The sequence below is a fragment of the Patescibacteria group bacterium genome, from assembly GCA_041661625.1.
GTDB lineage: Bacteria > Patescibacteriota > Patescibacteriia > JAHIZJ01 > JAHIZJ01 > JBAZUB01.
In genome coordinates this window covers 248,139-267,748 of the sequence record JBAZUB010000001.1, presented here as the reverse complement: position 1 = coordinate 267,748, position 19,610 = coordinate 248,139, and the positions used below count along the sequence as shown (strand labels likewise).

General features: G+C 48.5%; 23 protein-coding genes. 19 read left to right on the top strand and 4 right to left on the bottom strand.

Annotated features, from left to right (window positions below):
* Positions 1-80: 80 nt before the first annotated feature.
* From WC734_01420 to mutM, 3 genes are all read left to right on the top strand, one after another.
* A complete protein-coding gene (locus WC734_01420; GenBank protein MFA6197800.1) occupies positions 81-410 on the top strand; it encodes a hypothetical protein in 330 nt (109 codons plus the stop codon).
* A gap of 158 nt (positions 411-568) precedes the next feature.
* Positions 569-916 carry a HEAT repeat domain-containing protein gene (locus WC734_01415; protein ID MFA6197799.1) on the top strand — a complete coding sequence of 116 codons (348 nt, stop codon included), beginning with the start codon at positions 569-571 and terminating at the stop codon, positions 914-916.
* A gap of 63 nt (positions 917-979) precedes the next feature.
* A complete protein-coding gene (mutM, locus tag WC734_01410; protein MFA6197798.1) occupies positions 980-1,852 on the top strand; it encodes a bifunctional DNA-formamidopyrimidine glycosylase/DNA-(apurinic or apyrimidinic site) lyase in 873 nt (290 codons plus the stop codon).
* A 131-nt stretch (positions 1,853-1,983) separates the two neighbouring features.
* Here mutM and WC734_01405 read toward each other — a convergent pair whose 3' ends face one another.
* On the bottom strand, positions 1,984-2,418 hold the full coding sequence (locus WC734_01405) for a divergent PAP2 family protein (GenBank protein MFA6197797.1): 435 nt from the start codon (positions 2,416-2,418) through the stop codon (positions 1,984-1,986).
* Positions 2,419-2,438: 20 nt separating this feature from the next.
* Between WC734_01405 and uppP the strand changes: the two genes are divergently transcribed.
* Positions 2,439-3,287 (top strand): undecaprenyl-diphosphatase UppP, encoded by an 849-nt coding sequence (gene uppP / locus WC734_01400; protein MFA6197796.1) that lies wholly within the window; start codon positions 2,439-2,441, stop codon positions 3,285-3,287.
* On the opposite strand, the gene WC734_01395 is transcribed toward uppP, so the two are convergent.
* Positions 3,252-4,049, bottom strand: a complete 798-nt coding sequence (locus tag WC734_01395) for a CAP domain-containing protein (protein ID MFA6197795.1) — start codon at positions 4,047-4,049, stop codon at positions 3,252-3,254. The two genes, uppP and WC734_01395, sit on opposite strands and share 36 nt — an antisense overlap.
* Before the next feature lie 135 nt (positions 4,050-4,184).
* Between WC734_01395 and WC734_01390 the strand changes: the two genes are divergently transcribed.
* From WC734_01390 to WC734_01365, 6 genes are all read left to right on the top strand, one after another.
* Complete coding sequence (locus WC734_01390) at positions 4,185-5,261, top strand: sugar phosphate nucleotidyltransferase (protein ID MFA6197794.1); 1,077 nt, start codon at positions 4,185-4,187, stop codon at positions 5,259-5,261.
* Complete coding sequence (gene mltG, locus WC734_01385; GenBank protein MFA6197793.1) at positions 5,261-6,319, top strand: endolytic transglycosylase MltG; 1,059 nt, start codon at positions 5,261-5,263, stop codon at positions 6,317-6,319. The genes WC734_01390 and mltG overlap by 1 nt, the downstream gene beginning before the upstream one ends.
* Complete coding sequence (pyrH, locus tag WC734_01380; protein ID MFA6197792.1) at positions 6,319-7,002, top strand: UMP kinase; 684 nt, start codon at positions 6,319-6,321, stop codon at positions 7,000-7,002. Before mltG ends, pyrH begins: the two co-directional genes overlap by 1 nt.
* Before the next feature lie 271 nt (positions 7,003-7,273).
* Positions 7,274-7,801: a 50S ribosomal protein L10 gene (rplJ, locus tag WC734_01375; GenBank protein MFA6197791.1), complete on the top strand. Its 528-nt coding sequence runs from the start codon at positions 7,274-7,276 to the stop codon at positions 7,799-7,801.
* Positions 7,802-7,827: 26 nt separating this feature from the next.
* Positions 7,828-8,238, top strand: coding sequence for a 50S ribosomal protein L7/L12 (rplL, locus tag WC734_01370; protein MFA6197790.1), 411 nt, complete (start codon positions 7,828-7,830; stop codon positions 8,236-8,238).
* 104 nt (positions 8,239-8,342) lie between these two features.
* Positions 8,343-8,726 (top strand): hypothetical protein, encoded by a 384-nt coding sequence (locus tag WC734_01365; protein MFA6197789.1) that lies wholly within the window; start codon positions 8,343-8,345, stop codon positions 8,724-8,726.
* Positions 8,727-8,924: 198 nt separating this feature from the next.
* Here WC734_01365 and WC734_01360 read toward each other — a convergent pair whose 3' ends face one another.
* Both WC734_01360 and WC734_01355 read right to left on the bottom strand, forming a co-directional pair.
* A complete protein-coding gene (locus WC734_01360) occupies positions 8,925-9,266 on the bottom strand; it encodes a hypothetical protein (protein MFA6197788.1) in 342 nt (113 codons plus the stop codon).
* A 12-nt stretch (positions 9,267-9,278) separates the two neighbouring features.
* On the bottom strand, positions 9,279-11,570 hold the full coding sequence (locus tag WC734_01355; protein MFA6197787.1) for a hypothetical protein: 2,292 nt from the start codon (positions 11,568-11,570) through the stop codon (positions 9,279-9,281).
* A gap of 146 nt (positions 11,571-11,716) precedes the next feature.
* On the opposite strand from WC734_01355, the gene WC734_01350 reads away from it, so the two are divergent.
* The 9 genes from WC734_01350 (at position 11,717) to WC734_01310 (ending at position 19,522) form a co-directional block, all read left to right on the top strand.
* On the top strand, positions 11,717-12,364 hold the full coding sequence (locus WC734_01350; protein MFA6197786.1) for a hypothetical protein: 648 nt from the start codon (positions 11,717-11,719) through the stop codon (positions 12,362-12,364).
* Between the two features lie 13 nt (positions 12,365-12,377).
* Positions 12,378-12,797, top strand: a complete 420-nt coding sequence (locus WC734_01345; GenBank protein ID MFA6197785.1) for a hypothetical protein — start codon at positions 12,378-12,380, stop codon at positions 12,795-12,797.
* Between the two features lie 69 nt (positions 12,798-12,866).
* The gene (raiA, locus tag WC734_01340; protein ID MFA6197784.1) at positions 12,867-13,181 is read left to right on the top strand and encodes a ribosome-associated translation inhibitor RaiA; all 315 of its coding nucleotides are present in this window, start codon (positions 12,867-12,869) and stop codon (positions 13,179-13,181) included.
* Between the two features lie 104 nt (positions 13,182-13,285).
* Positions 13,286-13,897, top strand: a complete 612-nt coding sequence (locus WC734_01335; GenBank protein ID MFA6197783.1) for a hypothetical protein — start codon at positions 13,286-13,288, stop codon at positions 13,895-13,897.
* Between the two features lie 605 nt (positions 13,898-14,502).
* Positions 14,503-14,904, top strand: coding sequence for a DUF1893 domain-containing protein (locus WC734_01330; GenBank protein MFA6197782.1), 402 nt, complete (start codon positions 14,503-14,505; stop codon positions 14,902-14,904).
* Positions 14,905-14,911: 7 nt separating this feature from the next.
* Positions 14,912-17,677, top strand: coding sequence for a preprotein translocase subunit SecA (secA, locus tag WC734_01325; protein MFA6197781.1), 2,766 nt, complete (start codon positions 14,912-14,914; stop codon positions 17,675-17,677).
* An 89-nt stretch (positions 17,678-17,766) separates the two neighbouring features.
* Positions 17,767-18,288 carry an NUDIX hydrolase gene (locus WC734_01320; protein MFA6197780.1) on the top strand — a complete coding sequence of 174 codons (522 nt, stop codon included), beginning with the start codon at positions 17,767-17,769 and terminating at the stop codon, positions 18,286-18,288.
* 65 nt (positions 18,289-18,353) lie between these two features.
* Positions 18,354-18,776, top strand: coding sequence for a VOC family protein (locus WC734_01315; protein ID MFA6197779.1), 423 nt, complete (start codon positions 18,354-18,356; stop codon positions 18,774-18,776).
* Positions 18,777-18,787: 11 nt separating this feature from the next.
* Positions 18,788-19,522 (top strand): M15 family metallopeptidase, encoded by a 735-nt coding sequence (locus tag WC734_01310; protein ID MFA6197778.1) that lies wholly within the window; start codon positions 18,788-18,790, stop codon positions 19,520-19,522.
* Positions 19,523-19,610: the final 88 nt, after the last annotated feature.

Sequence of the window (19,610 nt, the reverse complement as noted above, 5' to 3'; positions counted from 1 at the left end):
ATTCGCCCTTGTCGTATATACACGCAAGGGCTTTCTTTATGTGTTGTGAGAAATGAAAAAATTTGTTATGGTATAGGCATATGACTGACGAAAAATGGCAGGCCACCATAGGCCAAATTAAGGATAGTTTCGAGGTTTTTGAGGAGCAGCGCGAAGATCTGGAAGACGAGCCCGGCTTTATTGAATGGATTGTTTTTCAAAGCCCGCTGGGCCGGATGAAACTGGAGCGAACGACCCACCACTGGGTCACCGGCAACAAAGTTAAAGGTTCGAAGCGGATTGGCTCGGATGTGTCGATCCAGAAAGAGTATTCAGAAGAGGTGGCGCACAAATTGCGAGCGTATAAATGGGACGAGGCGGCGAATGAATGGGCGGAGATTGAGATGGCTAAGACCAGTTTTAGTTCATAATCTCGCAAATATAATGACGATAAAAAAACAATCCAACTTTGTGGGCCATTGGGGCGGGCTGTTTGGAGGCCATCAATATATTTCGATTGCCATTGCCATACTATTCGCGACTAAAGCTGCGGCTGCGTTAATAAACATATCAACTGCCGCATAAAGTAATGGCACGTCCGCTCATCAACGCCAAGAAAATCCAAAACGGTACACGCAAACTGGCTCTGTTGCTGAGCGACTCGACCTTTATCACGGCCTATAAGGTAAAACAGGCGACTAAGGCCGCGTTTGGTTCCAACGACACTAAACAAAGACAAGAGCTCATAACGCAGTTAGCGTCATTGTTGGACAGTGATAGTCCAACCGTACGATTGGCGGTGGTAGAGGCCTTGGACCGGGTAAGTCGAGAAAAAACCCAGACCGTGGGTTACATTAAATCAAAACTTCAATCAGCCGCAAGCGATAATGACCCCGCAGTAAAACAAGCCGCCAAGGCTGCGCTAAATCAAAAGTAGACGACTACGCTCATCTTGCGCGAGCCTCTAGCATTTTAATTTTGAATTATAAAATTCTCTAATATGCCCGAATTACCCGAGGTCGAAACCGTCGTTCGTGATTTACGCCCACTGCTAAAGAAACAAAGGATAGCATCGGTTGATGTTCGATTGCAGAAGATTGTCGCCATGCCAGTCCGGCTATTTGTTAAATCTTTGGTCGGTCGTGCCATAACAAACGTAAGACGCCGAGCCAAGATAATAATGATTGAATTGGACAATCAAACAACATTGCTGGTGCATTTAAAAATGTCTGGCCAGCTGGTGTTTGTTTCATCCCGGGGAACCAAACAGTATGGCGGTCACCCGATTGTCGGTGGAATCGACGCTCTGCCAAATAAATATTCGCACGTGATTTTACGATTTCAAAATGGCGGCCATTTGTATTTTAATGATCAGCGGCAATTCGGTTATATGTTAGTGCTGCCGGAACACGAGCTGGCGTCATTTTTCCAGAAAAAGAAACTCGGTTTGGAACCCTTTGATAAAAAGTTTACATTGCCATATTTTTTAGCGTATGCCAAACGACACATCAGGGCACTGATAAAATCAGTTTTGCTCGATCAATCAAATGTCGTAGGCTTGGGAAATATTTATGTCGACGAAGTATTATTTGCCGCCGGAATAAGGCCCTCCCGTCGTGTCGCATCACTGAGTCTGAATAAAATTGAGTCTATATATTTAGCCATACCAAAAATATTAGGACAGGCTATCAAACAGAGGGGGACGACTTTTCGCAGCTATCGGGGTGGTACGGGCCAACCCGGGGGCATGCAGAAACTTTTAAAAGTTTATGGACGAGAGGGCGAACGCTGCCGGAAATGCCGCCGAGGAGTAATCACGAGAATAAAACAAGGCAGCCGGTCCAGCCATTATTGTCCGGTGTGCCAGAAGTAAGTATTACCGTCATTGCGAAACCAGCATTTCGGGGGAAGCACCCCGGAGGATAGTATGCCAAATAATGGTATTGCCACGCTCGCCGACTCGCTCGCAATGACTGGTGCTATTTATCAACCGTCTAGAGCAAATTAGAAAACAAGCGTATAATAAAGCACAGCCACGATTATGCCGATAATACCACCGACCATAGCTTCTGTTGGGGTATGTCCAATCCGCTCCTGGAGGCGTTGAGGAAATTGCGATCGCAATTGTTCAGGGAGGCTCTGAACCAGCTTGTTCAATATGTGCCCATGATTTCCCAGGTAGCGTCGGAATCCGATCGCATCGCGCACAATGATGCCGGACAGGATAAAGGCGATGGCGAATGAAGGTGAATCGATTCCTTCCTGAATGCCGATAGCTGTGGTCAGCGACGACACAAAAGCAGTATGAGCCGAAGGCATGCCGCCATAAGTATTCAGTCGGCGCCATTCGAAACGTTTATCGCGCCACGACCGGCGGACAAATTTGAAAAATTGAGTTCCCAGCCCAGCCGTTAAGGCGGTAATAATTATTTGAGGCATATAAATAGTATAATGAAAATATGAGCTATATTTTTTCGATCGTGTACGGGTTCGTCCAGGGCGTGACGGAATTTTTACCGGTATCTAGCACGGGACACCTGGTCGTGCTGCATGCCATCTGGCGTTTGCCGATCGCCGACGATTTAGGATTCGACGCAATTTTACATCTCGGAACGTTTGCCGCGCTGCTATTTTATTTCTGGTCGGATATCGTTAAATATGTCAGAGCGATTGCGGTTGGATTAGGAAAACGCGATGCTCGGGGAACCGATTGGCGTTTGGGCTGGTTATTGATTTTGGGAACGATCCCGGCTGTGTTATTGGGTCTGATTTTTGAGTCCTATGTTGACACAACTTTCCGTTCACTGTGGGTGGTGGTAGTCGCGCTGGCAATCGGGGCGGTCTTCTTCTTTTGGCTGGAGAAAGTCAGCCGTCAGACTAAGGATATTGACCGGGTCACTCCGGGATCGGCTATAGCTATCGGTGTTGGTCAGGCCATTGCCCTGATACCCGGGATATCCCGTTCCGGCAGTACCATTATAACAGGTTTGGCATTCGGGTTAAAGCGCGAGGCAGCGGCGCGATTCGCATTTCTACTGGCTATACCTATAACACTCGGTGCCGGAACCAAAAAAACCCTTGATGTCGTACAGACACATGGGTTCGGACAGCACTGGCTAGTGTATGCCCTGGGTGTTGCCGCTAGCGCAGTAAGCGGTTATTTTTGCATTCGATTTTTCCTGCGCTATCTCAATAACCGGTCACTGCGACCGTTCGGCTGGTATCGCCTGGCATTAGCCGTATTGCTGGCAATATTACTTTTGTCTGGGGTATTACAATCCGGGATGGCTCAACACGTCGCCGGCTGATGTATGATGCGGTAGGCAGGTTAGAAGGCGCCGCCGGCTAAAATAGGCAATTAATCCAATTACGATAGCGGCGTAGGAACCATAACAGATGGTGAAAGCCGCCAGGTTTTTATTTTTACGAGCCAATTCCAGTTGCTGGCCCGAGTCAGTAAAAGCGGAAGAAACATAGCCGGCATTGGTGACGTCTGATCGTTGGCCGTCAATTAAGGTAAATGATCTATTTGGAGTATTTTCCTGATCGATCAGGGCGGGTGATACGGAAAGAAAATCGCTGCGACTGCCGAACATTTGTACGGCGACTACTTTTATCGTACCGTTAGTTACCCTGGAATATGTCGCGACTCCGATTTCCTGGTAGTCAGGGAAAAGTATGTTGGCGCGGTGGGTTGGACTGCTCATCCAACCTTGAAACATTGTGGAAGCGTCCAGAAAATCTAAAGCTAAGTTTTCCCCCGCGTAAGTGTATTGGTAATCTTCGGCTTGGATAAAATCCCAGGGCTGGCGACCGTCCGGACTGGTATGATCAAAATAGTCTCGGTTTAACATGTCGGCCGCCTTATCTTGAGCCGCTAGCGTCAGCGCAGGATTGGTGACCAATGCATTCAGGCCATTTTGGAGCCGGGTTCGATTCGTCAGATAGATGATATCACTGGATGGCTCAAGCGTATCAGCACGGGATACGCCGGGAAACAAAAACAGCAACGACATTATTCCAGCCGCTAGCGACAGATAACAGACCGACTTGAATCGGCTCACTTTCATTGATGTTTTTATTTTTGTTTTGTTACTAACATTGTAATTATATCACAATTTGGGATATAATGCAAGGGTGGTATATAATTATATAGATTCAGCCTAGATACAGACACACATGATTATTTTTGTTACAATAAAGACATGAAAGCTATTGTTTTATCGGGCGGGAGCGGTACCCGGCTCTGGCCGGTTTCGCGCCAAAAATTACCCAAACAGATCCAGCCGTTGATTGGCCGGGAAACACTATTGGAGATGACTGTTAAGCGCCTTCTGAAATTTCTCAAGCCGGAAGATATTTATTTGACGACCAGCCAGGAGCAATACCCGCTGATCAAGAGGCTGGCGGATAAAATTGGACTGAAGCAGTACTGTATCGAACCGCAACGGCGCAATACCGCAGCGGCTATTGGATTGGCAGCTGCCTATGTTCATAAACAATTTCCGCAGGAAACAATATTTACAGTCAATACCGATCATTATATACATCCGGTCGCGACCTATATAAAGTTTGTAAAGTTAGCCGATCGGGTACTACAATCAAATCCCAAACGGACAGTGCTAATCGGAATCAACCCGACATATCCGGAGACCGGTTATGGATATATTAAAATGGGCAGCCAAAAAGAGGTCTTTGGCAAGGATGAGGTTTTCAAGGTCGAGCGCTTTATCGAGAAACCCGATCTGGCCGCGGCCGAGAAATTTCTTCAGAAATGGGAATATCTCTGGAATGCCGGCATGTTCTTTTGGCGGGTAGATTATCTTCAGGGTTTATTTAAGAAATTTCTGCCAGCAACACATCGCTGTTTGGTCGCGATTGAAGCCAGCTTGGGTACGCCCAAAGAAACGGTCACTATCAAACGTGAATTTGCCAAGATCAAACCGATTTCAATTGACTATGGCATTATGGAAAAGGAAAAGCAGATGCTGGTAATACCGGCAGACTTTACATGGCGCGATATTGGAGACTGGCGTTCGGTAAAAGATGCCTTGTCAAAAAATGCCATCGACAATGTTATCAAGGGGCACCATGTTGGTATTCAGACCACCAGCAGTCTGATCTACAGTCTGGCTGGAAAAATGATTGCCACCGCCGGAGTCGATAACCTAGTTATTATCGATACGCACGATACGTTGTTGGTCTGCCACCGCAATCATGCCCAGAATGTGAAGAAAATCGTTGAGTTGCTAGAACAAACTAAAAAACATCGTTACCTCTAATGAAAGCAATCTCCGCTATCGTTATAACACTCTTGGCAGTAATCTTGGTAGCGGTAGGCGCATTCTGGTATTTTACCAGATTGCTCCAGCCGCCAGCTGCGGGATCTACGGTCAAGAATCTGACATTTGAAATTAAATCCGGCCAGACGGTCAAGGAAATTTCGGTTAATTTGGAACAGGCTGGGATGATCCGCGACGATCGAATCTTTCGCATCTATATCTGGCTGGAAGGCTTAACATCGAAGTTGCAAGCCGGCAGCTACACACTCAATACCGGTCAAAGTGTTGAGACGTTGGTGGCGGTGCTAACAAAGGGGGACGCGGATTCCAATGAGGTGAAATTTTTAGTTCAAGAAGGCCTGACCGTGCGCCAGATCGCTGATATTTATGGCCGGACTTTTGCGGCGGAATTAAAGCAACCCGCGGAAACTCTGGCCTCTGATTTTCGCAACGTCGCAGCAGTTAGTGACTCGCGCGATATATTACCTGGACGAACCTACGAGTTCTTGATCGACAAACCCGCCACAGCCGGTCTGGAAGGATTCTTGTATCCCGATACTTATCGAGTCTACAAAGATGCCTCGCCCGCACAGGTAATTCAAAAAATGCTGGATAATTTTAATATCAAAGTTGATCAATCAATGCGTGATCGGATTGCTCGAACCGACTTGAATCTTTTTCAAACACTGACCCTAGCCTCGATTGTTGAAAAAGAAGTCCGCAGCGACACTGACCGACGGATGGTTGCGGATTTATTCAAACGACGCCTGGCCATGAATATGCCGATGCAATCCGACGCGACGGTAAACTTCGTGACCAATAAAGAAAGTTTACAACCCACAATCGATGATACAAAAGTCGCTTCGCCATACAATACCTATTTAAACACCGGGTTACCACCGGGGCCAATTTGTAATCCATCGCTGTCAAGCATTGAGGCGGTGATTAACCCAGAGCCGAACGACTTTCTGTATTATCTAAACGCACCCGATGGCCGGACCATATTCAGCCGGACGTTCGATGAGCATAAGATCAACAAGGCTAAATATCTCGATTAATGAACCAGACGATTGTCATTTCACTGGGCGGATCGATCATTGTCCCAAAAGAAATTGACACGAAATATTTAACGAAGTTTCGTCGAATAGTTTTGCAGAGAATACGATATCACGAACGGGCCGTGATTGTGACCGGGGGAGGAGCCACAAGTCGTAATTATTATAATGCCGCCAAAGCTGTCGCTACATTCTCGGCGGACGATCTTGATCGGGTGGGGATTGCCGCAACGCGCCTGAACGCCGAATTGGTTCGTTCACAATTTGGTCGGTTGGCGCATCAGGATATAATTATCAATCCGATTGAACGGCTAAGAATTACTCGTCCGATTGTGGTAGCGGCGGGCTGGAAACCCGGTCGGTCAACCGATTATGTGGCCGTCCTGCTGGCTAAGAATATGGGCGCGCGCGCGATTATCAATGTGACGAATATTGATTACGTTTACACCGCTAATCCCAAGAAGTATCATAACGCCAAACCGTTACCCGATTTGACATGGAGCGAATATTTGAAACTGGTACCAAAAAGGTGGAGCCCGCGATTAAGTTCGCCATTTGATCCGGTGGCGTCGCGGCTGGCTAAAAAGCTAGGTATAACAGTGATGGTAGTTAATGCCAACAACATTGTTAATTTGAATAAAGCAATCTCTGGTAAGTCGTTTCAGGGTACGATAATCCACCCATAGAATGTGAAACCTTTTCGCGAAAAGGTTAAACGGCACTAATATTAGGTAAATATTGCTTAATTTCAGAACACCTTTTGACCAAATGGTGAATTGTTCCCGCCTCAGCTTGACGTTTGTATATATCCTGTTATAATACCCGTATTACCAAAGACAGAGGGTGTCGCGATCGTAAGATCCGGCTTAATTAATTGCCTTCCGAGGTGCAAATACCAGGTCGATCCTGGGAAGGGCTTTGTCTGCGGTAGTTCGCAGATTTTTTTGTTCGAAGAATATGTCTAAAACACGCGCTCGCAAAGAGCAAGAAGTAGAGAAAATCGCCCAGACTCTCCAAGCCAACAAGCTGACGGTCATGGCCACGTTTGAAGGCGTCAAGGTCAAAGACGCCGAGTTATTGCGCCGGGAAATGCGCCAGCAGCAATCAGAGCTGGTCATGTCAAAGAAAACACTATTGCAAAAAGCACTGCAAGGCATGAAAGTAGCCGATGTCGATCTCGACGCAGCCAAGGGCAATCTCGGTCTGGCCTTCAGTCCCGACGAAGTTACGGCGGCCAAGGCTATCAAGCAATTCGCCAAGACCCACCCGCAGGTGGTGATGGTCGGAGCAGTATTGGAAGGCAAGGCACTGACCGCAGCGGAGACTGTGGCGCTAGCCAACCTACCTTCACGATTAGAGTTGATTGCCAAGACTGTTTATGTCATCAAGTCGCCGTTATCCGGCTTGGTAAATGTATGCCAGGGTAACATTCGTGGTTTGGTGCAGGCGATGAGAGCTATCGCCGATGCCAAACAATCAGCTTAATAAGTTATTAATCGAATTATAAACGTATGTCCGAAGAAACGAAGACACCGGTCGAAGTACCGGCCAAGTTCAAAGAGATTATCGAGAAAATCGAGACCATGAGCGTGCTCGACCTCTCGGAACTCGTCAAAGTACTGGAAGAGAAATTCGGCGTATCAGCTGCCGCTCCCATGATGATGGCCGGTGCCGCGCCGGCTGGCGACGGCGCTGATGCCGCCGAGGAAAAAACCTCATTCAACATCGAGCTGACCAGCACGGGCGGCAACAAAATCGCCGTCATTAAGGTGATCAAGGAAGTGACCGAAATGGGCCTTCAGGACGCGAAGAAGATCGCCGACTCCGCCCCCGCCATGGTCAAAGAAGGCGTGGCTAAAGAACAAGCCGAAGAGATCAAGAAGAAACTTGAAGAAGCCGGCGCCGGCGTTACGCTGAAATAATCCGGTAAGCTAGAATAATAACAACGTGGGCGAGGATGATCATCCTCGCCCACGTTGTTGTCAAACAATAATTAGGGGGCACCCCTTGACCGCGCGCGTATATTATGATAAAACTGTTTACGAATATCGACACAATGTCGACAGGTAGTACATTGTCCGAAGGAAAGGGGGACGACTTGAAGGAGGTTTCTGTGGCGAGGCCGGAACAGCTACTGGATCTGGTTTGCGAGAGCTGCCCCGACCCATCCTTGAGGGGGCCGGTGGTAGCGAAGGCTACACTCTGGAACGGGCGGGTGGTGACCGCCACGTATTGCCCGAGTGGTCCGAAACGTCAGAATCCGGACGCCCAAACTCGGGAGAGCGAATTCAGTGACCCGGAGCCGCTCCGGAGACTGATCGATCGTCTTCTTTTGACCGACCAGCCATTCGTCACCATCACTGGCACGGACGACATGGTCTGCGCGCTCGAGTGGACGATCGGAAGTTAGGTACCGCCAAAATACCGAGGTTAGCAAATCGTACCCCACACGATGCGACCACCTCGGTTTTTCTTATTCAGAGGCAGGTAACGGCGTTATGTTGATGTATGCCGGTTATCAGATAATACATACTCATGTAAGCGGGCCCCGTACCAGAATAGGTACGGGGTTATGCCCGCCTATGGTTAGTTTATTGAATGATGTTATTTAATTTCCACCAAGTAAGCGTTCGATGCCGTCCCACTCTTCCCCAATAGCAATATAAAGATCATCTCGCCGATAGTTTGCAGCTAGAAGTTTGGCGGCTTCAAAGCTTTCGCGCGCCGCATCGGCGTAACCAGCCTGAAAAAATAGATTTGCACGTCTAAGCTCAAGCCGTACTTGCGCGATGGCGTAATCACCCGAACTACCCACTTCCGTTTCTTGCGCGCTTATCCAACCAGTTAATAAATCTCTAACCTCGGGATCCTCGACACCCCTATCTTTAATAAGCCGAACTAGAGTTTGCTCGGAGCTTTCGGGGTTGTCTATTCGAGATCCTGTTTCCATACCCAGACTCAGCTACAACTCAATCTGATACACCATCGTACCATTGAGCAGGTAGGCTTTCTTGGCGCCGGGGTCGATAGTGAAGTCTATTAACGCGTCGAATTTGTCCGAGGTGTATTGCTGCTTGAATTTGCCGGTAGCCTTGGTGTAGGCCACCAGGCGCTTGTTGGTCGGATCGAGCACGTATAGCATGTCGGAACTGGTGGTAGCATAGAGCTTGGTCGGGTTAGACAGAGCCGGATCGGTTGCGGTTAGAGTAAAAGAAGAATCAACTTCTCCACCGGTATATTTTGTCACGCTGCCGTCATCACGTAGAATGTAGACAGATCCATCAACAGCCAGAGCCTTGGTCGTATCAAGTTTGATGGCAGCATCTCTAAGCCAGCTGGTACCTTTTGAATAAGCCTTTCCGGCGCGAGTGTGGCGCAGAATCGTGTTATTCTTCGTATCTACGAAATACAGCCGATCCACATAGACGGCACCACTGACCAGTGTTTTGTCCTGATTGGGAAACTCAATCGTTAGCGGCGTAATTGAGTTGTTTGAGGCGTCGTATTGCAACAATGTATTATCCTGGAACAACACCAGGCCCTGCTTGGCGTTGAGCGGGGCGGTGACAACTGGTTCGCTGGCGAGCGTATCTGGGAGCGCAACGGTCGTAGTAGTCTTTGATTCAATGTCAGTCACGTAAAGCGATTTCTGATTCGTGGCCGCAGTCACGATTTTACCGTTTAATAAGCCCATTAAACCAGCCGGACTGATTCCGGTGGTGGTATCGGCCAGATTGGACAAAACAGTCGGCTCGGCAATAGTGATGACGTGTTTAATCTTTTCGTTTATCACCCCGAGCTTATTTTCGATATCGATGACGTCAGACAAGTATTTCTTCTGGCGCTGTTTCTCGGGAATGCTGGCGATCTGCGCGCGAGCCTCGGAGATCAAGTTGCGGGCACTATCTTCGTTGGCGTAGAGCAGGGCGGCGTCGGCTTCGTCGATCTTTTGGCGGGCGACCGTAATGGCGTTTTGATAAGCTTTGGTTTGGGTCGCCTTGTCTCTTTGTTTGCCAATTATGACCATGCCTTCGGCAAAGATGAAAATTAGCACGATGGCTACGATCAACGTAACTTTCCGCTGACGATTCAGTTTCTGCCAGACGCTTACTTTAGCGTCCACAGAATTAGCCGCTCGGGTGGGCAGGTGGTGTAATGACTGGCGAACCTTTTGTCCACCACTGACTAGGCCTACCAGAAAGCGGGCAGCTTGCTGTCCTAATCGCCCGATGGAACGAATACCGACATATATCCGACCCAGCCAAATAATCCAATTAGACGGATGCTGGGTGTGTCGTATTGGTTTTTGTAAATCACGTGATGGAACGTAAAGCTGAGCGGGAGGCATCGGACGCGGCACGACTCCACGACGTTTATTGGTCAACTTGCCAAATACTCGGTTGGCCTGGTCACGGACAGAATTAGCGGCATGTTTGAAATTTAACCAGGCGGACGGAGACAGCAGCTGGTTGGTCGATTCTTCCCGGCCCATCAGCTGTTCCATGGACTCCTGGGAGGCCGAACCACGCGGGTCGGGCTGGGACAACGGCCGCGGTTGTGACTGGGCCGGCACGGTTTCCGGCATGAGCTTGAATATCAGGGCGCCGAATCCGCGCCGGCCGGAATTCGGTGATAGTAAATTTTCGAGCGCAACGCACGATTGATGCGCTGAATTTGATTGTACAATAGTACGCAGACGTTCTTGGGAAAGGTAATCCAACAAGCTGGTGGTACCAAAGACAATCGTATCACCAGACGCGATCTGGCCGGCAATGGTCTGGGAAAATATTTTTAACGGGTTGATACGCGATTCAACTCCCCGAGTTTTTTCGAGGATATTCAGGAAGTGCATCTTATGCGCCAGAAATGCCTGGATATCGCCGGTTTGGGTGAAGAAGAGGTCGTTATCCTTCAATACGCCCAATAGCATATTGCAATCGTCCAACCACCCCGCCGAGCCCTGAGTCATCTCATTGCTCAGAACTTCGTTAAGTTGTTTCAAAGTATTTTCAAAGGCCAGCTCGACGTTTGATTCAAGCTGCTGATAATGAAAATTCTTGGCTGATGTAATGATTAAATCGATAATCCGCCGGGCCTGATCATTACCGGGAACGATTTGAAAAACACCGAATAATCTCCCCAGGCTCTGGAACTCTGCTTCACTCGGTCGAGCCACAAACAAAGCCATCGACTCAGTGGTGGACTGGGGGTCGTGGATTAAAAACGAGGCAAAATCGGTGTTTAATCTGGTCATGATTTAGGTGACTGATGACACAAATACCATCCTCATTTATATATACACCATTTTTGGGTATAAAACAATAGTCCGCCCCGACTTTACATCCACAAAGAAACTATCTATAATAAAGCCATAAACAAGAAAAAAGTCAACCGCAAACAATGCTTGAACAACTCTTTGGTTCAGCCACCAGGGTTAAACTACTCCGGCTATTCTATAGCAATCCCGACCGGTCCTATTTTGTGCGTGAGCTGACCCGCAAGCTGGATCAACGCATCAACAGCGTACGGCAGGAGCTGCACAATCTGGAAGAAATCGGTATTGTGGAAGAAAATGACAAAGATCGCAAAAAGTACTTTACTTTGAAGCGTGATTTTCCGTTATTCTTCGAGCTGAAGGCGCTGATGGTGAAATCACAGATTTTGTTGGAGCGTGATTTTGCCCGAGCGGTATCACAACTAGGAACAATAAAGTATATGGTATTATCGGGCCTATTCGTCGGTCGGACTGATTTGCCCACCGATTTATTGATCGTAGGGACGGTTGACCGGAATAAGATTAAGCAATTATTGCATAAGTTTCAGAAATACTTTGATCAAGATATCAGATATACCATCTTTACGCTTAAAGAGTATGACTATCGCCAGCAGGTGACTGACCGATTTTTGTTTAACGTGATCGAAAATAAGCACATTGTCATCATCGACCGGCTGGCTAAGCCCAAGCCCAGGCTGGTTGCCGAACGATTGACGCGCCCGCCGGCTGATCTGGCCTCAAATGAACCAAATAGCATTGATGGCGTCGCGTAAAAAATCACCTTCCATGGCCGATAAACCAAGCCTGTTTATTGACACAACGGCGATGAATGAAATAATGGTCGCGATCGTGAAAGGTGCGGCGGTCAAACAAATACACCAGCCGATCGGTTTTGAAGAACGTGATGATCTGCTGCGTTACATTGACCGGCTGGTAAAATTATCCAGGACACCGCTGGATCAGATCGGTTCAATTATCGTTATACGTGGGCCGGGCCCATTCACCGCCATACGAGTGGGAGTGACCGTAGCAAATGCATTAGGGCTGGCGTTTTCTGTGCCAGTGTATGGGGCAAATAAAGTTGATTCAACTGATATCGCTCGGATAGTAAGCAAAGTGAAACTAACCGCACCAGACAAAGTGCCGGTTCGTCCATTATACGATCGAGCGCCGAACATTACCAAACCAAAAATAAGGAAGCAATAAATAGTTTTTATAGCGGAATTCTTTTGGATTCCATCGCCCGATATTTGTTAATTAGATATATAGAAAAATATGAGAATCATTATTACCGGAAAAGATTTCAAGCTAACACCATCACTAAAGGATTATGTCCAAGAAAAAGCCTTGAAACTGATAAAGTACAACAATCATATTCAACAGGTAAAGTACGAGCTGGACTATGATCACAATCAGAAATCCGGGGACATCAACCGGGTAGAGATATGGGCCACCATTCCGGGCCGGGTACTCCAGGTTGGCCTCAAGGCATCGGACATGCATGCGGCGATCGACGTGGCTACCGACAAAATAAACCGCCAGTTGGTCAAAGCCAAAGAAAAGCTAGCCGATCAAAAGAAGCGAGGTTAAAGGCTATATTGGTACGAACAAAATAACTAGGTTGACAGATCGACCCAAAAAAGTCTAATCTACGGGGGTCGGTCTGGTTGTGGTAGGCACACACCCGGAAGGAGGTGGCTGAGATGGTCGCGCAGGTGGCTCTGGCGGAGTTACTGCTGGGCCTGGCAGTAATGGTAGCCCTGGTTGGATTGGCCGGTTTGGTAGTCGTCAGAACGCTCGCGACATCGCCATCACTGGTGGTGAGTCGACGCGTGGTGTTGCTACACCCGGAAGCGGAGGATGATGGGTTTCTCGAGGTGCTGGCCACATATCTACGGAGACATGGTTGCCAGATTCATGAGCCGGAGGTGCGCTGGCTAGGATTCGATGCCGTCAACTTGTTCGCCGAGTTGCCGCTGGGCATTGACTGCGTGGTTAGTCTGACGGTTGAGGCTGTATCGGGACAACGCATCGATGTACGTCGGATAGTTGACACGTATAGTGTTCTGTCCATCGACATGTTGCCGATACCGGTCGAGATGCCAGTCGTCGATTACACGGTGTTCATTAGGATGCGAAATCTCAGAGGCGAATTCTATCGCCAGACGCTGTATCCGTTCCGGTGGGCAATTTCAGCGGGCAACACGGCAGCAGAGGACGTGGGCGAGGAAATCATAAACGTACTGGCTGGTGTGGCCCAGCCCAACACTGAAGCAGAGCCGTGCGGAGAAGCCATGGTTCGATAGGTTGGCGCCAGCCAGCCTTTTATCTTGGGCTTGGATTAATACCTACGTCTTGCTATAATTCAACCGCCTGATTGATGTCCCACGACTTACGTACGAGTAGTGCGATACTGAACCAAGGCGTTGCGAATGAGGAGGGCAAGTAACTTGGCTACCAAGGAGGAAATCAGGTTTATCCAAATGATCACTCGGGCGCAGGTGTGTTTGGAGCGGGGAAAGCGCGGTAGGCACGAACCAGTATGCCCCACCGACCTTACTAGAACGTGCCACTGTGGCCTTGAGGAGATCCAAACGCTATCCAGTAAACTAGGGCAAACTTCTGATCAGGTGCCATCTCGAACTGAACACCTAAGAAGTTGTCCGCTACACCCCGATTGGCGTGGGAAGTGTACCTGCGGAACCTTTGAACTCGACAACTTGGTTCGGGATGTAATGGCGGAGTTGAGGCTAACCCCAGAATGAACCGGTCTGGTGGCATAGCTCAACCGATCGGCAAGTGGTCGTCTCCACGAACGGTAGACGACTTTTTCTATTAGGCTTGGAAATTATCCCAATATTTGGTATAATTCACATCTGGGTACCACTCAAAACAGCCCAATCGACGGAAAATGAGCCATACCAAAGAGGAACTGGAGCGGTTTCGAGACGGCCCCTGGTCCACTATCATCATAAAAAACAAGCGATTGCTGTTCCGTTCCAATATGAGCGGTTTGTCGCCATTGGCCGAAGCCATCAATCAGCATGGCCGCGAACTTGACGGGGCGCTCATATTTGATAAGGTCATCGGACGAGCCGCCGCCTTCCTGATTATACATGCCGGAATTCGCAAGGTATACACGCCGCTAATTAGCGGTCCCGCGATGGACATATTACGCTCTAGTCGATGCGTGGTGGGATATCTTGAGAAAGTTAATCGGATTTTGGACAAGCAAATGACTGACCTGGATCCCATGGAGCGCCTGGCACTCAACGCAACCACGCCGGGCCAGTTTATCAAACTACTTCGTTAATATACCTATGTCGATATTTGGAAAAATACTTGGTGATTCAAATCAGCGGGTGGTCGACCGTCTCAAGGGACAAATTGAGGCCATAAATGCGTTTGAGCCGGCTCTGCAATCGTTGTCTGATGATGAGCTGCGAGCCAAAACGGCAGAGTTCCGACAAAAACTGGTCAATGGTGCCAAGCTCGACGATATCACCGCCGAGGCTTTTGCCGTTGTCCGCGAAACCGGCCGTCGTCGGCTCAAAATGAGGCACTTTGATTCCCAACTGGTGGGCGGTCTGGTATTGCACCAGGGCAAGATTTCCGAAATGAAAACCGGTGAAGGAAAAACGCTGGTCGCCACACTGCCGCTCTACCTCAACGCGCTCAGTGGCCAGGGCGCCCATTTGGTCACAGTGAATGATTATCTGGCCGGTCGGGACGCGGTCTGGATGGGTGCGGTTTACCACGCCCTGGGAATGAGCACGGCCAGTATTCAGCACGAGTCCGCTTATATTTACGATCCCGAATATAAACCAGACGAAGAGAATGGGCGATTCTTACGCCCGGTATCCCGAGCCGAAGCTTATCGAGCCGACATTACATACGGGACGAACAATGAATTCGGCTTCGACTATCTCAGAGACAATATGGTCTATCGCCAGGGTGACAAGGTCCAGCGGCCGCTACATTATGCCATTGTCGATGAAGTAGACAGCATTCTGATCGATGAAGCCCGAACACCGTTGATCATATCCGCACCGGCCGAAGAATCAAATGAGCTCTATAAGAAATTTGCTCAATTGGTGCCGCGCTTGCTGATTGATGAGGATTACAATGTCGATGAAAAAATGCGCGCGGCCACGCTGACCGAAGCCGGTATTTCAAAAATGGAGAAATGGCTGGGCATTGAGAATCTTTACGTTGAGGGCGGCATCGATACGGTGCACCACCTGGAAGAGGCGCTAAAGGCGCACGCGCTATTCCGCCGGGACAAAGATTATGTGGTCAAAGACGGGGAAGTAATCATCGTGGATGAATTCACCGGCCGGCTGATGCACGGTCGGCGCTATTCGGAAGGCTTGCACCAGGCCATCGAAGCAAAAGAAGGGGTAGACATCAAACAGGAAAGCCGCACCATGGCGACAATTACATTCCAGAATTATTTTCGATTGTACGAAAAGCTGGCCGGCATGACAGGGACGGCTGCGACCGAAGCGGAAGAATTTTCCAAAATATACAATCTCGACGTGGTCATTATTCCGACCAACAAACCGATGGTGCGGAAAGACCATAACGATGTGATTTATAAAAATGAAGAGGCCAAGTTCCAGGCGGTGGTAAAAGAAATCAAAGAGTGCCACGAAGCCGGCCAGCCGGTACTGGTGGGTACGATATCGATCGAAAAGAACGAACTGCTGGGCGAGCTGCTGGAGCGCGAAGGCGTGCCGCACCAGATGCTCAATGCCAAGAACCACGAGAAAGAAGCCAAAATTATCGCCCAGGCCGGCCAGCCGGGAGCGGTGACAATTGCCACTAATATGGCCGGCCGCGGTGTTGATATCGTCCTGGGCGGCAATCCGTTCAATCAAGACACGGCCAACCAGGTGAAGGAGCTGGGTGGGCTGTACGTAATCGGTACGGAACGTCACGAATCGCGCCGGATTGACAATCAGTTACGCGGACGATCCGGCCGGCAAGGCGATCCAGGCATGTCGCGTTTCTTTGTGTCATTGGACGATGATCTGATGCGGGTATTCGGCTCAGACCGGGTTAAAGGGATTATGGAGCGGTTTGGATTGCCGGATGATATGCCGATCGAGAACCGGATGATTTCAAAGTCGATTGAATCGGCTCAAAAGAAAGTTGAGGGCCATAATTTTGATATTCGCAAACAGCTGGTCGAATACGATGACGTGATGAATAAGCATCGCGAGGTAGTTTATAAAAAACGCAATGAAACGCTGGCGGCCGCTGATCACGAAGGCGCTTTGAAGGAAAAAGTGCTGGCAATGGTCAATGATGAAATTGAACAAATTGTCCTATTTCATACACCGGAACAAGCTCAGCCTGATTGGAACATCAAAGAAATATGCGAAACGCTCAATACTATTTTCCCATTGCCGTCGGGCGCTAAAGCCAATCTTGATCAGATTATCGGCACAGCGAAAAACAAATTGAATGAAGCCGTTTTGCGCACGGACATTATAAATTATTGCAATGATCTGGCTTTCGAAGCGTACCGCAATCTGGAACGGGAGGTGGGCGAACCATTGTTGATGCGCGAATTGACCAAGAGCGTGATCTTGCGTAGCATCGACACGCTTTGGGTGGAGCATCTGGAGCAAATGGATTATCTGCGTCGCGGCATTGGCTTGCGCGGCTATGGCCAACGCGATCCACTGGTGGAATACAAGAAAGAAGGTTACGGCATGTTTACTCAACTGATGAGCAGTATCGAAAGCCAGGTGGTTTATAATATCTACAAAATCGGTCAAGCCAAGCAAATGGCCTATCAGCAGGTGCAACGCCAGATGATCGAGTCGGGTCCGTCCAAAGTCGCACAGACAGGCGCGGGACAATTTCAACAGATTCAAGCCGAAGGTGAACCGGAAAACAATGCGGCCACCAACGATGCCACCATTGCGCAACCTGGACCGATCGAAGGTACGATCATTCAGGGCGGAGTGTTGAAATCAGCCAACGGCGAGAAAATTGGCCGGAACGATCCGTGTCCATGCGGAGCGACTCACGCAGACGGGCGCCCGAAAAAATTCAAACATTGTCATGGTAAATAAACTAAGTTGATATAACGATAAGCGGAGTCCGCCAAAGTTCCGTATCGGAACATCGGCGGATGGGAGTGGGAAGAAATACAAAAAATGTCATGGAAAATAATAGATTCAGAGCAGCAAATTATTACATATCTACCAAAGAACATCCCTACCATTTATCTGTGGGCGCAATTGTACTAAATAAGCGTGGCGAAGTACTTTGCCATCGCTATGAATCAAAACAAGTCAATGGCGACACTGTAAAGAATCTGCATTTGCTCGTGCGTGAAACTTTAGAACCGGGGGAAGTACTTGAAGACGCACTTCATCGCGGACTATGGGAAGAAGCGGGAGCGCGTGTAAAAATTGTAACATTTATCGGCTCAATTGTCAGTAAATTTCCCCGTCAAGACGTATTTGTGCAGAAAACCACTTTATATTACCTTTGTCGTTTAGAAAGTATTGAGATTAACAAACGTGATACCGATGACGCGGAGGCAGATAGTGAAATCATTTTCCTGCCGATCGATGAACTGATTAATAGAATGAAGCAGCAAAGTATTGGTCTCGAGCGAACCGATCTCGATGAGTCCCGTGTTCTAGAGAAAGCCAGAATATATACTCTGTCGCGTTAAACGTGGGGCAGCGATTTAAACAAGCGTAGAACTATACAAAATCATTTTGTAATGGTAATTCGGCAATGACCAGCGTAAGATGCGTTGGCATCGATCACATTCAAATCGGAGTTGGTGATATTAAAATTTCCGGCCTATTTTACGATCGACTGCTTAAATATTTCGGTTTCAAAGTATTATCAATAGGAAAACATTACCGGAACTGGCATAATAGCGGGCGCAATACGTTCAGCATTGAACAAGTCGAGAAGAAACACGTCCTAACCGGATTTCATAGAAAACGAGTCGGCTTGAATCATATAGCATTTAGGGCGGCAAGAAAAAGTGAGGTTGATAATTTTTACAAAAAGTATTTGTTGGCCAATAAAATACCGGTATTATACGGTGGACCTAAAAAATACCCTGAGTACTATAAGGATTATTACGCCGTGTATTTCGAAGACCCAGATCGTATAAAGTTAGAGTTCATGTGTTTTGGGAAACAATGAAACGTATTCGTATGAATAAGGTGCGTGCCCAGATCAAGGCTGTTATCACCATCCGTGACAATGGTGAGCGTTTGGTTGATGTGCGTAAATACTGTCCAAATGTGGTGATCCGGCTTGGTCGACGGCGTATGAAGCAGGAGAGGACAGCTTATTTGCGCGCGTCAGTGGCTAAAATGTTAAGAGAAGCCACGAAGTATTTACCCAAAGGTTTGCGATTTGTCATCAACGACGCCTGGCGGTCGTCGTATGTGCAATGCGGGATCTATTTTGATTTTATTAAAAAAGGCCAGCGGCGTTACCAGGGTTTAAAAGGACCAGCCTTGATAAAAGAAATCGAAAAATACGTGGCACCCTGGAGCGGTGTCAATGCCTCGGGGCACATGAGCGGCGGGGCGATCGATCTGCGGATTGTTGATTCCCGCGGGCACAAAATCCCCATGCGGTCAAAATCGCTCGATTATCGGCAAAATGCCTTATCAAATCAACCGCTGTTGCCGGCCGCCCAAAGGAAAAACCGGGCGATATTGGCTGATGCGATGCTCCGAGCCGGTTTTTCCAACTATCCGCTGGAATATTGGCATTGGTCATACGGAGATATTCAATGGGCGAGGCGAAATAAGTTAAAGACAGCTAGGTATGGCGCGGTGGCCGATGTCAAGGGAATATACGCGCAGGAGCTTTGTCCATGCGGAGCGACTCATGCAGACGGGCGCTCGAAAAAATTCAACCATTGTCATGGTAAATAAACTAAAGTTGGCATAGCGGTAAGCGGAGTCCGCCAAAGTTCCGTATCGGAACGTCGGCGGACGGAAGCGGGAAGAAGTTTAATAAATG

What these genes read in the sequence shown, in the direction of transcription:
- WC734_01420 (MFA6197800.1), top strand. Translation starts at nt 81, where the DNA reads ATGACTGACGAAAAATGGCAGGCCACCATAGGCCAAATTAAGGATAGT.
- WC734_01415 (MFA6197799.1), top strand. Translation starts at nt 569, where the DNA reads ATGGCACGTCCGCTCATCAACGCCAAGAAAATCCAAAACGGTACACGC.
- mutM (MFA6197798.1), top strand. Translation starts at nt 980, where the DNA reads ATGCCCGAATTACCCGAGGTCGAAACCGTCGTTCGTGATTTACGCCCA.
- WC734_01405 (MFA6197797.1), bottom strand. Translation starts at nt 2,418, where the DNA reads ATGCCTCAAATAATTATTACCGCCTTAACGGCTGGGCTGGGAACTCAA.
- uppP (MFA6197796.1), top strand. Translation starts at nt 2,439, where the DNA reads ATGAGCTATATTTTTTCGATCGTGTACGGGTTCGTCCAGGGCGTGACG.
- WC734_01395 (MFA6197795.1), bottom strand. Translation starts at nt 4,049, where the DNA reads ATGAAAGTGAGCCGATTCAAGTCGGTCTGTTATCTGTCGCTAGCGGCT.
- WC734_01390 (MFA6197794.1), top strand. Translation starts at nt 4,185, where the DNA reads ATGAAAGCTATTGTTTTATCGGGCGGGAGCGGTACCCGGCTCTGGCCG.
- mltG (MFA6197793.1), top strand. Translation starts at nt 5,261, where the DNA reads ATGAAAGCAATCTCCGCTATCGTTATAACACTCTTGGCAGTAATCTTG.
- pyrH (MFA6197792.1), top strand. Translation starts at nt 6,319, where the DNA reads ATGAACCAGACGATTGTCATTTCACTGGGCGGATCGATCATTGTCCCA.
- rplJ (MFA6197791.1), top strand. Translation starts at nt 7,274, where the DNA reads ATGTCTAAAACACGCGCTCGCAAAGAGCAAGAAGTAGAGAAAATCGCC.
- rplL (MFA6197790.1), top strand. Translation starts at nt 7,828, where the DNA reads ATGTCCGAAGAAACGAAGACACCGGTCGAAGTACCGGCCAAGTTCAAA.
- WC734_01365 (MFA6197789.1), top strand. Translation starts at nt 8,343, where the DNA reads ATGATAAAACTGTTTACGAATATCGACACAATGTCGACAGGTAGTACA.
- WC734_01360 (MFA6197788.1), bottom strand. Translation starts at nt 9,266, where the DNA reads ATGGAAACAGGATCTCGAATAGACAACCCCGAAAGCTCCGAGCAAACT.
- WC734_01355 (MFA6197787.1), bottom strand. Translation starts at nt 11,570, where the DNA reads ATGACCAGATTAAACACCGATTTTGCCTCGTTTTTAATCCACGACCCC.
- WC734_01350 (MFA6197786.1), top strand. Translation starts at nt 11,717, where the DNA reads ATGCTTGAACAACTCTTTGGTTCAGCCACCAGGGTTAAACTACTCCGG.
- WC734_01345 (MFA6197785.1), top strand. Translation starts at nt 12,378, where the DNA reads ATGGCCGATAAACCAAGCCTGTTTATTGACACAACGGCGATGAATGAA.
- raiA (MFA6197784.1), top strand. Translation starts at nt 12,867, where the DNA reads ATGAGAATCATTATTACCGGAAAAGATTTCAAGCTAACACCATCACTA.
- WC734_01330 (MFA6197782.1), top strand. Translation starts at nt 14,503, where the DNA reads ATGAGCCATACCAAAGAGGAACTGGAGCGGTTTCGAGACGGCCCCTGG.
- secA (MFA6197781.1), top strand. Translation starts at nt 14,912, where the DNA reads ATGTCGATATTTGGAAAAATACTTGGTGATTCAAATCAGCGGGTGGTC.
- WC734_01320 (MFA6197780.1), top strand. Translation starts at nt 17,767, where the DNA reads ATGGAAAATAATAGATTCAGAGCAGCAAATTATTACATATCTACCAAA.
- WC734_01315 (MFA6197779.1), top strand. Translation starts at nt 18,354, where the DNA reads ATGACCAGCGTAAGATGCGTTGGCATCGATCACATTCAAATCGGAGTT.
- WC734_01310 (MFA6197778.1), top strand. Translation starts at nt 18,788, where the DNA reads ATGAATAAGGTGCGTGCCCAGATCAAGGCTGTTATCACCATCCGTGAC.